Here is an 11,109-nt window from a genome sequence, read left to right on the forward strand (position 1 = left end):
CTTACATTAAAAACATGATTGAATTAGCACCAATAATTTGGAAATTGGTTTTTGTAATTTGATATTTGCTCTATGAACGTACATTTTATAGCTATAGGAGGCTCTGCCATGCATAATCTGGCATTGGCTCTACACAATAAAGGATATCAGGTAACAGGTAGCGACGACACCATTTTTGAACCTTCAAAATCCAGGTTGGAAGCTAAAGGGTTGTTGCCTGAGTCTTATGGATGGTTTCCAGAAAAAATCACTTCAAATATAGATGCCATTGTGTTGGGCATGCACGCCAAAGCAGACAATCCAGAGCTTTTAAAAGCTCAGGAATTGGGTCTGAAGATTTATAGCTATCCTGAATTTCTGTACGAACAATCCAAAAACAAAACCCGTGTGGTTATTGGAGGAAGTCATGGTAAAACAACCATCACCTCCATGATACTCCATGTGATGCATTACCACAATCGGGAAGTTGACTATATGGTTGGTGCACAACTGGAAGGTTTTGATGTTATGGTGAAACTAACCGAAGAGAACGATTTTATTGTGTTGGAAGGCGACGAGTATTTAAGTTCACCTATAGATAGACGACCAAAATTTCATCTTTACAAACCAAATATTGCTTTGTTGAGTGGCATTGCTTGGGATCACATCAATGTGTTTCCAACTTATGAAGGTTATGTAGAGCAGTTCCGTATTTTTGTAGATAGCATTGTAAGAGGAGGTAGCATTACTTATAACGAAGAAGATCCAGAAGTTACCAGAGTTGTGGAATCCAGCGAAAATACCATAAGAAAATTGCCTTACCGAACTCCTGAATATGCTGTTGAAAACGGACAAACCCTTTTGGAAACGCCTGAAGGTCCACTGCCTATTGAAGTTTTTGGAAAGCACAACCTAAACAATCTGGCAGGAGCCAAATGGATTTGCCAGCATATGGGAATTGACGAAGACGATTTCTACGAAGCCATTGCCACCTTTAAAGGCGCCAGCAAACGCTTGGAGAAAATAGCCGAAAGCAAAAACAGTGTAGCTTATAAAGATTTTGCACATTCGCCTTCTAAAGTGGAGGCTACTACTAAAGCAGTAAAAGAACAATACCAGAACAGAACCTTGGTGGCCTGTTTGGAATTGCATACTTATAGTAGTTTAAATGCCGAATTTTTAAAAGAATACAAAGGCGCTTTAGATGCAGCAGATGTGGCTGTGGTTTTCTATTCACCTCATGCTGTGGAAATTAAAAAATTGGAAAAAGTTACCCACGAACAAATTGCCAATGCGTTTGAACGCGACGATTTAATAATCTACACCAACCCAGACGACTTTAAAAACTTTCTCTTCTCTCAGGATTTTAAAAACAAAACTCTGTTATTAATGAGTTCGGGAAATTATGGAGGTTTGGATTTTGATGCCGTTAAAGAGCTGATTTAATAGTATTACTAAAACCCAAGGGACTCAATATATGCATGTAGTTCTTCAATGGTGGATTCAAATTCAAAAGCATTATTTACCTTCCAATAATTTTCTGGGTTATAACAAAAGGAATAGGCAAACTTGGCATACTCCAATTTAGTATCTTCAAAATCGAATAAACTTGTAATTTGTGCAATTTGGGCTGAGGTTAAACAATTCCCTTTAGTTACTTGTTTTGCCAATGTTAATTTAGAATCTGAAAACGATTTGCTTTTAATGGAAGCCAAGGCCTGATTAAAATCACTTGGAGACATGGCATAACAATCTGTTTCCTCAACAATAACAACATCTGTAGAGTTACCTATAGTTGTAGTTGTGGTTTGGGTTGTGGTAGTTGTGATTCCAGAATTTACATGAATACCAACACCAACATTTGTGTCATTTGTATTTACACCTACACCTATATTAATTTGATCTCCATTTCCAGTGGTGGTAGTGGTTGTGGTTTGTGTTATTGTTTGAATGGGAGGAAGAGGCACAGCATTATAATGTATCACAGGAACATGCTCTGGTGGAGGCATCAAGGACTGAAATGGTGTGAATGAGTAAAACCTTAATTTGCGGCCTCGATTGCTGTTTTTAATTTTATATACAAATTCGCCACGGTTTCCATCTGCATCCACAGCCATAAGATATTTTTTTTCTATTTGATTAATAGATTCGTTGGTAAATACAATTTTGGCATCATAATAGTCGTTTGTTAAATAATCCACAGCAATATTTACGACAGGTTCTTCATTTTGTCTGATGCTATTTAGAAACAAATAAAATGCTTCACCATCTTCTGAGAAAATAGTTAACCTGGATTCTTGAGAAACAGAAAGTGTGGACACAAATAGGAGCATTAAGTATAGGTGTTTCATATCAATGAATTTTTAAATGAGGTGTTTTTTTAAATTAGCTAAAAATAATATTTATTTGCATACATAACGCTTTCAATAAGCACTTATATTGTTGTTTCATGTATTGATATTTATTGTTTTTAATGGTCACATGGAACACCCAAATTAACATTTTGCTGTGTGATTAAAGTTTAATAATGGGTGATTTATTTTATTATTGGTATTGAAATTTTGATTTTTGAGTTTATGTTTTTACACTCGACCAACCAGGAGCCATTATATTGAATTTCAATTTTTTAAACTTGGCTTAAAAACAGTTCACAGCTTAGTAAATATTAATGTCAATATGATGGCTTTAGTGTTTTTAATCCCATATCTCAGGACGATTGATTTTCATTGCTCTTAAATAGGAAAGGAATTGTCCTGCGTGCACAGATTCGTGATATCCAATTCGCAATAAATAGTTTCCAAGAAGTTTCTTTTGTCCATTTCCGGGATGAATAATCTCAGTTTCGTTTAATTCTATATCCGAAAATTGTCTAACACGTTCTAAAAATATATTCCTATAGGGTTCGGCAAATTCAAGTTCGTCAGCAATACTAGTAAATGGTCGGTTTTTCCAAGGTGTTTTATAATCTGTCATGTTCCCATTGTTAATTATAATATTCCATCCATAATCGGCTTCTAAAACATGTCTTATCATTTCTATAGCAGTCATTGCTTTTTCGTCAGGCTTCCAATTGTAATAACTTTTAGGGAGTCCGTTCCAGAGTTTGATGCTTCTTCTTCTAATTTCATTAAAGTTTAAAATTATAAGTTCAGATTGAGTCATTTCTTGTTTCAAGTATGTTGTTATAGGTTGTTGTTAATTTTTCTTTTAATAGCCTACAAAGGCTTTACGGTAAAAAACGCCAAGATTAAACGATTCTATCCAAAAAGGCCTTAATGTTTTCTTGGTTGGCCCGAATCAGTTCAGCTTTGGCATTCTCTATATCTTGTGGCTTTTTGTCTTGAGAGAGTTTAAATTTCCCTTCCCAGGACAATATCTCTATCTCAAAACCTACCACATAGGGTATAAACTGTTCCATTTTATCATTATTCATATCCAAAACATATTTGTGCATAGGTGCTTCCAAGAATTCGGTCATGGCAACCATGGATTGTTTAATGGTTTCCGGGTTGGTGATTTCTTTGGCACGTCCAGTTATTTGTACCTTAATATAGTTCCAAGTGGGCAATTGCGTTGTGGTGTAAATACTTGGCGAAATATAGCATTGTGGACCAGAAAAAATTAGGGTTACAGGTAAATCGTTTTTAAGTAAATTGGCATGAGGATTGTTTTTGTCCAAATGTCCAATAAGTTTTCCTGCCTCGTAAATAAGAGGTAAATGTGTAATCACAGGCTCATGGTTGTTAATCGAAATAACAGTTGCCAACGGATAGCTTTTCATGACGTCTATTAGCTGTTGCCTGTTGTGATTTTGGTGATGTTTAGGTGGATAGCTCAAAAGAAATTGAAGGGTTTTATATAAATGATTTTTTTTTGATTTATAAAATTACAATATTTATCTTTATTGGATGCAGGAAAAAGAGCCATCATTTTCTATTAAAAACTGGAACCATACAGACCAGCCAAGAGAAAAACTTCGCGATAAAGGCAAAGCCAGTCTAAGCGATGCCGAACTGGTGGCCATACTTATTGGCTCTGGTAGCAAAAACGAAAGTGCTGTAGACTTAAGCAAACGTATCCTTGCCAGTGTAGACAACAATTTAAATGCTTTGGGAAAATTGTCATTAAAACAGTTAATGGTCTTTAAAGGTATAGGCGAAGCCAAAGCCATAAGTATTGCTGCTGCCCTGGAATTAGGTCGTAGGAGAGGAGGAGAGGCTCTTGTGCAGAAACAGAAAATAACCTCTAGCCAGTCTGTGTTTCACATTATGCAGCCTTTGTTAGGAGAGTTACCTCATGAAGAATTCTGGATTATTTACTTGAACAATTCCAATAAAATCATTCAAAAAAATCAATTGAGCAAAGGAGGTATTACAGGCACCTTGGTAGATGTACGCTTGGTGCTTAAAAATGCCCTTGAAGTAGGGGCTACAGGTCTTATTTTGGTTCATAACCATCCATCTGGAACTTTAAAACCCAGTGAAGCCGATAAACAACTAACACGAAAACTGAAACTGGCAGGCGAAAGTTTGGACATAAAAGTTTTGGACCATGTTATCATAACGGAAAAAGCCTATTTTAGCTTTGCTGATGAAGCCATATTATAGACATTTCAAAAAAAAAAGCAAATTCCAAATTCCAAAGCCAATAAACAGGTTTTGCAAAGGGAATTGGTTACTTTTAGGGTTTCGGAATTGGAGCCTTGAATTTTCAATTTAAAATCATACATGTTACTAGTATATACCCACAAAATAACACCTCGTTTAAAATATGCCTTCAAACAGGTTTTTACCAGGATTTTAGGCATTCCTGTGGATTTTACAACGACCATTGAAGATTTTATTGCACACGATAGCTTAAAAATGTCTTATACCAGACAACCTCTCAGCAACGAGATATTTGTTAGAAGTCATGATATCCTATACGAACAGGGGCTTTCCGATGTTGAAATAAGTGTCCAGGACTGGGAAGAAACCAAATGCTTCTTTTTTAATGGCGATAAAAGTGCCATCCCATTTGATATTTTTTCGGCTATCTTCTACCTGCTCAGTCGGTATGAAGAATATTTGCCACACGTTAAAGACCAATATGGCAGGTTTACAGCTCAAGAAAGTTTGGCTTATAAACATGATTTTTTGCATCAACCTGTTGTGGATATTTGGGCTTATAAATTTAAAAAAGTCTTTCAGGAAAACTATCCGGATTTTCAGTTTCCCGAAAGGCAATATACCATTAAACCTATTATAGATGTGCCTTCAGCTTATAATTTTAAGCTTAAGGGCATAATGAGAACCTTTGGTGGTACGGTTAAAGACTTGTTCAGTTTTAATTTTAAAAAACTATATTACAGGTATATGGTGCTTTTTGGCCTGAAAAGGGATACTTATGATACCTTTAAGTACATTATAAACAAACAAAAACACAGCCAGTTCAAATTCCTTTTTTTCTTTTTAATAGGCGATTACTCTACCTATGACAAAGGCATTGATGCCCAAAAGAAGAAGTTTATCACACTTATCAAGCAAGTGGCAGATTATTGCCAAGTTGGCCTTAAAGCTTCATATTTTGCTTTGGAGGACATTAGCATTTTAAAAAAAGAAAAAGGACGTATGGAAGCCATTTTAAATACCTCACTATCGGCCTCCAGACACTCTTTTTCAAAACTGAACTTACCGGAATCCTACAGAAATTTGGTAGAATTGGAAATTTTGGAAGATTATACCATGGGTTATGTCAACCATCCTGGCTTTAGGGCTGGAACCTGCACGCCTTTTTTCTTTTACGATCTGGATTACGAAATACAGACCCCTTTAAAAATATGTTCTTATCATTTGCTGGATTATTCGCTATTGAAGTTCCAGTCATTGCTGGATAAGAAAAAGGCCTTGAACGAAATTATATATCAGGTTAAAAAAGTTCATGGAGAGTTTGTGCCAGTGTTCCATAATTATACTTTTAGTGAGGTGGATAGATGGAAAGGCTATAAAGAATTGTTTAATATTATTTTAGAATCAGCTCATGAAAATTAAAGGCATAAAAGACGTTTTTTTCGATTTGGACCATACGCTTTGGGATTTTGATAAAAATTCGGCACTAACATTCCATAAAATATTTAAAATGCACAACGTGACAGTGGATATAGATGAATTTTTAAGTCATTACGAGCCTATAAACCTAGAATATTGGAAACTTTATAGAGAAGATAAAATAGACAAAGCCTCTTTGCGCTATAACCGGTTGAATGATACTTTCAATAGAATTTCTTTTCAAGCAGACAGCACCTTAATCCATAAATTGTCTACAGATTATATTGCTTACTTAACGTCTTTCAACCATTTGTTTCAAGACACCTTGGGCACTTTAAACTATTTAAAACCTAAATATCGCTTACATATAATAACCAATGGGTTTCAGGAAGTGCAAGAAAGTAAACTTAAGAACTCAAACATTTATCACTTTTTTAAATCGGTTACGGATTCGGAGCAGGTTGGTGTAAAAAAACCAAATCCCATTATTTTCAACCATGCGTTACAGAAGGTCAAAGCCAATCCGGAATCCAGTATCATGATTGGTGACAATATGGAAGCAGATGTTTTGGGCGCACTGAATTTTGGTATGGAAGCCATATATTTCAACTATTTAAAAACTGCTGCCCAAAGCCACATCAAACAGATAAATAAATTAGAGGAATTAAAATTATTTTTATAATCCTTACTATCTTTACACGAATTTAAAAAAAACGCACATGTTTAAGAAATTTCTGTTATTTGCCATACTTTGTATCTTCTCCATGGCATCGTTCTCACAAAACAGTGTTAATGATTACAAATATGTTATTGTACCCAACCAATACGATTTTTTAGATGAAGAAGACCAGTTTCAGCTTAACTCCATATCACATTTTTTATTCAATAAATACGGATTCATAGCATTAAAGGAGGACGAGATATTTCCTGAAGATTTAATGTTTAATCCTTGTTTAGCATTAAAATCGGATGTTGCAGACGAATCCCGTACCTTTAAAACAAGGTTGAGAATAGAATTAACAAATTGCAAAGGAGAACTTATCTATTTTTCAGATTTTGGTGAGAGTTTTGAAAAAAAGTATGCCATTGCTTATAACAAAGCGTTAAGAGATGCTTTTTTACATTTGAAGGCTTTAAATTACAAATACCAACCAAATGAAACCATTCTGGCCATGGGCACGTCTAAAAGCGAAGCTTCTAAAGAAGAAATTGAAAAGCTCAAAGAAGAACTGGCTGCTTTAAAAGAAGAAAAAAACAACCAAACCACTCCTGAGGTCGTTGTTGCTGAGACAGCAGAAACTGTTGCTGATTCCACTACCAAAACCATGGAAACCCTATTGTTTGCACAAAAAACGGATGGAGGTTACCAACTTGTTGATAAATCCTCAAAGGTTGTTATGGTTCTTTTAAATACAAGAAATCCAGAAGTCTTCATGGTTCAAGGTAAAAATGCCATGGTTTTTAAAGAAGCAGGAGCGTGGGTGCTTTCAGAAAATGATGGAAATCAGGTAACTAACACCAAATTGAATATCAAGCTTTAATATTTGTATTTGTCTTTCCAACGAATTTTCAAAAACTCCCTTTGTGCTTGTTCCCTTGAGTTATTCCCAGGATTGTAGAGTGTGGTGTTTTTTATGTCTTCCGGTAAAAATTCTTGTTTGGCAAAATTGTTTTCATAACTATGCGCGTATTTGTAATCTTCGCCATAGCCCAATTCTTTCATAAGTTTGGTAGGTGCATTCCTTATGGCAAGAGGCACAGGTAAGTCTCCTGTGTTTTTTACCAACTCCTGCGCTTTGTTAATGGCTTCATAAGCAGCATTGCTTTTAGGGGAACAAGCCAAGTAGGTTGCACACTGACTTAAAATAATACGCGATTCTGGATGTCCAATGGTCGAAACAGCCTGAAAGGTATTGTTTGCCATAATCAAAGCAGTTGGGTTGGCATTGCCAATATCTTCACTGGCAAGGATAAGCAATCTTCTGGCGATAAACTTTACATCCTCACCACCTTCAATCATTCTGGCCAACCAATACACAGCAGCATTAGGATCGCTACCACGAATGGATTTAATAAAAGCAGAAATAATGTCGTAATGTTGTTCACCTGTTTTATCGTATCGAACTGTATTGTTTTGAACTTTTTGTAAAACCGATTCGTTGGTTATGGTTATTTTATCTGATGTCTCAGAGTTGACTATCAATTCAAAAATATTCAATAATTTTCTGGCATCACCACCAGAAAGGCGCAATAAGGCATCTGTTTCTGTTAGTGTTATGTTTTTTTTAGATATCTGCTCATCTTTTTCAATAGCTCGCCCTAAAAGGGCTTCTAAATCGTTTCTGCTAAAAGAATTTAAAATATAAACCTGACAACGGGATAAAAGGGCAGGAATTACTTCAAAACTCGGATTTTCTGTTGTGGCACCAATTAAAGTCACCCAACCTTTTTCTACCGCTTGTAATAAAGAGTCTTGTTGTGATTTACTAAATCTATGAATTTCATCTATAAATAAAATAGGATTTTTGGTTGTAAACAAACCACCACTGGTTTTGGCTTTTTCAATGACATCACGTACGTCCTTTACTCCGGAATTTATTGCGCTTAATGTATAAAATGGTCTTCCAGATTCTGTGGCAATAATATTGGCAAGTGTTGTTTTGCCTATTCCAGGAGGTCCCCAAAAAATCATGGAGGGAATTAAACCTTGCTCAATTTGTTTGGTTAAAGCTCCCTGTTCTCCAACAAGATGGGTTTGACTAATGTAGTCAGCTAATGTTTTTGGACGCAATCTTTCAGCTAAAGGTTCATTCATATGGTAAAAATAATATAAATTCCGTCCAAGTCAGAATTTTATAAAAAGAATTGATAGATGTCCAGGACATCTGACAATATTGCACGAAAACTATTTATGGTCATGTATTTGTATTATATTTTTTAAATTTAAATATGAAATCTAAAGAGCATTTTCAATTTTCCAATGGTGTTGTACTATATCCCATTTTCTTTGTTCTCTTAATCTGGGTGGTTTTTTGGGTTGAAATTCGCTTTGGTATTGATTTTACAAAATTTGGCATATATCCACAAACCATAACCGGTTTACGTGGTATTTTTTTCAGTCCGTTCATACATTCTGGGATATCTCATTTATACCATAATACCATTCCACTTTTTGTTCTTACGGCAGCCTTGTTTTATTTTTATAAACCTATAGCGTGGAAAGTGATTTTGTATGGCATTCTGGTGTCTGGGTTAATTACCTGGAGCATCGGAAGACCATCTTATCATATTGGTGCCAGTGGTTTAATTTATGTACTGGTAAGTTTTACTTTTTTTAAAGGCATTTTTGCCAAATATTATCGTTTGATAGCCTTGTCCTTATTAGTTGTCTTTCTTTATGGAAGTATGATCTGGTATGTGTTTCCTATAGTTGATGGTGTTTCATGGGAAGGACATACAGCAGGTTTAATAACAGGGTTTTTATTTGCACTTATATTTAAGAAGGAGATAGCTAAACCTAAAAAGTATGCTTGGGAAGAGGAAACCTTTAATGAAGCAGATGACCCTTTTTTAAAACATTTTGATGAACATGGTAATTTTATAGAATTCCCAGAAACAAATATGGAAGTAGATACACCTACGGAACCCCTTGAGGAAAATAGGCCAACCATTCATTATACATTTAAACCAAATAAGGATACAGAATAATTAGAGCCGTTGCCTAAGTGCTTCGTAAAGAAATACGCCACATGCTACAGATACATTTAATGATTCTATTTCACCCAAAAGGGGTAATTTGGCTTTATCGTCCACTAATTTAAGAACCGATGGATTGATACCTCTTCCTTCTGAACCCATAATAATGGCACAAGGTTCTTTAAAGGAAACATCGTAAATGGTATGATAGGTTTTTTCTGTGGCAGCTATGACCTTAATTCCAGAAGCCTGTAAAAAGAACATGGCATCCTTAATATGATCTACTTTACATATTGGGACTTTAAATACAGCACCAGCACTTGTTTTTATCGTGTCGCCATTTACAGGAGCACCACCTTTTTTCTGTATAATAATACCATCTACACCTGTGCATTCAGCTGTTCTAATGATTGCGCCAAAATTTCTAACATCACTTAATTGGTCAAGAAGCACAAATAATGGTGTTTTACCGGTCTCCATAACTTGTAATACCAGCTCTTCTAAGTCATGAAAAGCTACAGGTGACATTTGTGCCACGGCACCTTGGTGATTTTTGTTTGTTAACCTGTTTAATTTTTTAATTGGCACATAAGAGCTATTAATGTTTTCTTTACGTAACAAGGACTCCAGTTCGTTATATAAATCACCTTTTAAACCTTTTTGAAGAAATACCTTTTCAATGGTTTTTCCAGAATATATAGCTTCCATGATAGCCCTTAAACCAAATATTTGTGTGCTGTTTTCCATAAAACAAAGGTATAAAAAAACCATCTCGTGAGAGATGGTTTTTGCTTTTAATAATTTATTCTATTTAGAATGGAGTGACAGTGTAATTGTAACCTCCAGTAACTTCTAAAACAGCAATAGGTAATACGTCACCAGTTGGCGTTGCAGTAGTTAACAACTCGTTAGAAAATTCACCAGTAGTAGCAGGGAAACCACATTGCATCCATGTTACAGTTTGAGGTATCGTAGTTAACGGACCATCATATGCAGGAGCGCTAAATGGCTGGTCGTATAGTTCTGCAATAATGAAATAAGTTCCATCTGTTAAACCTGAAACTTCAGCTATCTCAGGACAATCACCTGTACCAGCAATATATCCTAAAGCATTACCTAAATCATCAGTAATGATATAGTCTATATCAATAGAACAAAAATCGATAGTGTTTTCTGAAGGTAAACCAGAATCATACGTTAATTCACCAGACCAATCGAAAGTAATTTCAATAACGTCGTTTACCCAATCATTTTCTATTGAAATATCCATAGAAAATGGTGACATTTTAGCATTGGCAATATTATCTGCAAAACTAATTTCTAATGTTTCATCTCCTTCAACACCACTTTCACACTCTCTCCAAATGGTAACATTTGCGGAAGCAGAAGTATGTCCAGAAGTAATAAC

General features: G+C 35.3%; 12 protein-coding genes. 6 read left to right on the forward strand and 6 right to left on the reverse strand.

Translation table 11 applies throughout. The features are described 5' to 3' along the window. Positions 1 to 72 precede the first annotated feature (72 nt). Entirely contained in the window at positions 73 to 1,425 is a 1,353-nt protein-coding gene (locus AACY93_RS10960) for a Mur ligase domain-containing protein (protein WP_286852687.1), read from the forward strand. A gap of 8 nt (positions 1,426 to 1,433) precedes the next feature. Here the strand turns inward: AACY93_RS10960 and AACY93_RS10965 are convergent, their stop codons facing one another. The 3 genes from AACY93_RS10965 to AACY93_RS10975 all read right to left on the reverse strand — a co-directional run bounded on the left by AACY93_RS10965 (position 1,434) and on the right by AACY93_RS10975 (position 3,817). Beyond that, a complete protein-coding gene (locus AACY93_RS10965) occupies positions 1,434 to 2,330 on the reverse strand; it encodes a DUF4476 domain-containing protein (RefSeq protein WP_286852686.1) in 897 nt (298 codons plus the stop codon). Positions 2,331 to 2,673: 343 nt separating this feature from the next. After that, the gene (locus AACY93_RS10970; RefSeq protein ID WP_286852685.1) at positions 2,674 to 3,153 is read right to left on the reverse strand and encodes a DinB family protein; all 480 of its coding nucleotides are present in this window, start codon (positions 3,151 to 3,153) and stop codon (positions 2,674 to 2,676) included. Between the two features lie 73 nt (positions 3,154 to 3,226). Next, positions 3,227 to 3,817: an FMN-binding negative transcriptional regulator gene (locus tag AACY93_RS10975; protein ID WP_040492206.1), complete on the reverse strand. Its 591-nt coding sequence runs from the start codon at positions 3,815 to 3,817 to the stop codon at positions 3,227 to 3,229. Positions 3,818 to 3,887: 70 nt separating this feature from the next. Between AACY93_RS10975 and radC the strand changes: the two genes are divergently transcribed. The 4 genes from radC to AACY93_RS10995 all read left to right on the forward strand — a co-directional run bounded on the left by radC (position 3,888) and on the right by AACY93_RS10995 (position 7,546). Then, positions 3,888 to 4,586, forward strand: a complete 699-nt coding sequence (radC, locus tag AACY93_RS10980; protein ID WP_286852684.1) for a DNA repair protein RadC — start codon at positions 3,888 to 3,890, stop codon at positions 4,584 to 4,586. 120 nt (positions 4,587 to 4,706) lie between these two features. Then, positions 4,707 to 6,008 carry a polysaccharide deacetylase family protein gene (locus tag AACY93_RS10985; protein ID WP_286852683.1) on the forward strand — a complete coding sequence of 434 codons (1,302 nt, stop codon included), beginning with the start codon at positions 4,707 to 4,709 and terminating at the stop codon, positions 6,006 to 6,008. Next, positions 5,998 to 6,687, forward strand: a complete 690-nt coding sequence (locus tag AACY93_RS10990; protein ID WP_007650513.1) for a YjjG family noncanonical pyrimidine nucleotidase — start codon at positions 5,998 to 6,000, stop codon at positions 6,685 to 6,687. Before AACY93_RS10985 ends, AACY93_RS10990 begins: the two co-directional genes overlap by 11 nt. A 37-nt stretch (positions 6,688 to 6,724) precedes the next feature. Next, entirely contained in the window at positions 6,725 to 7,546 is an 822-nt protein-coding gene (locus tag AACY93_RS10995; protein ID WP_286852682.1) for a hypothetical protein, read from the forward strand. Here the strand turns inward: AACY93_RS10995 and AACY93_RS11000 are convergent. After that, positions 7,543 to 8,820, reverse strand: coding sequence for a replication-associated recombination protein A (locus tag AACY93_RS11000; protein ID WP_286852681.1), 1,278 nt, complete (start codon positions 8,818 to 8,820; stop codon positions 7,543 to 7,545). The genes AACY93_RS10995 and AACY93_RS11000 overlap by 4 nt on opposite strands. A gap of 134 nt (positions 8,821 to 8,954) precedes the next feature. Between AACY93_RS11000 and AACY93_RS11005 the strand changes: the two genes are divergently transcribed. Continuing rightward, complete coding sequence (locus AACY93_RS11005) at positions 8,955 to 9,713, forward strand: rhomboid family intramembrane serine protease (RefSeq protein WP_286852680.1); 759 nt, start codon at positions 8,955 to 8,957, stop codon at positions 9,711 to 9,713. On the opposite strand, the gene rlmB is transcribed toward AACY93_RS11005, so the two are convergent. Together rlmB and AACY93_RS11015 are read right to left on the reverse strand one after the other, a co-directional pair. After that, positions 9,714 to 10,448: a 23S rRNA (guanosine(2251)-2'-O)-methyltransferase RlmB gene (rlmB, locus tag AACY93_RS11010; RefSeq protein WP_286852679.1), complete on the reverse strand. Its 735-nt coding sequence runs from the start codon at positions 10,446 to 10,448 to the stop codon at positions 9,714 to 9,716. It lies immediately after the preceding gene. A gap of 64 nt (positions 10,449 to 10,512) precedes the next feature. Beyond that, positions 10,513 to 11,109 (reverse strand): hypothetical protein (locus AACY93_RS11015; protein WP_339611978.1); only part of this gene is annotated, 597 nt, incomplete at its 5' end.

The sequence above is a fragment of the uncultured Xanthomarina sp. genome, assembly GCF_963971605.1.
GTDB classification, from domain to species: domain Bacteria; phylum Bacteroidota; class Bacteroidia; order Flavobacteriales; family Flavobacteriaceae; genus Xanthomarina; species Xanthomarina gelatinilytica.

Bases quoted from the DNA above. Each gene is read 5' to 3' on its own strand.
- rlmB (WP_286852679.1), bottom strand. From the start codon at position 10,448: ATGGAAAACAGCACACAAATATTTGGTTTAAGGGCTATCATGGAAGCT.
- AACY93_RS10990 (WP_007650513.1), top strand. From the start codon at position 5,998: ATGAAAATTAAAGGCATAAAAGACGTTTTTTTCGATTTGGACCATACG.
- AACY93_RS11005 (WP_286852680.1), top strand. From the start codon at position 8,955: ATGAAATCTAAAGAGCATTTTCAATTTTCCAATGGTGTTGTACTATAT.
- AACY93_RS10960 (WP_286852687.1), top strand. From the start codon at position 73: ATGAACGTACATTTTATAGCTATAGGAGGCTCTGCCATGCATAATCTG.
- AACY93_RS10995 (WP_286852682.1), top strand. From the start codon at position 6,725: ATGTTTAAGAAATTTCTGTTATTTGCCATACTTTGTATCTTCTCCATG.
- radC (WP_286852684.1), top strand. From the start codon at position 3,888: ATGCAGGAAAAAGAGCCATCATTTTCTATTAAAAACTGGAACCATACA.
- AACY93_RS11000 (WP_286852681.1), bottom strand. From the start codon at position 8,820: ATGAATGAACCTTTAGCTGAAAGATTGCGTCCAAAAACATTAGCTGAC.
- AACY93_RS10985 (WP_286852683.1), top strand. From the start codon at position 4,707: ATGTTACTAGTATATACCCACAAAATAACACCTCGTTTAAAATATGCC.
- AACY93_RS10965 (WP_286852686.1), bottom strand. From the start codon at position 2,330: ATGAAACACCTATACTTAATGCTCCTATTTGTGTCCACACTTTCTGTT.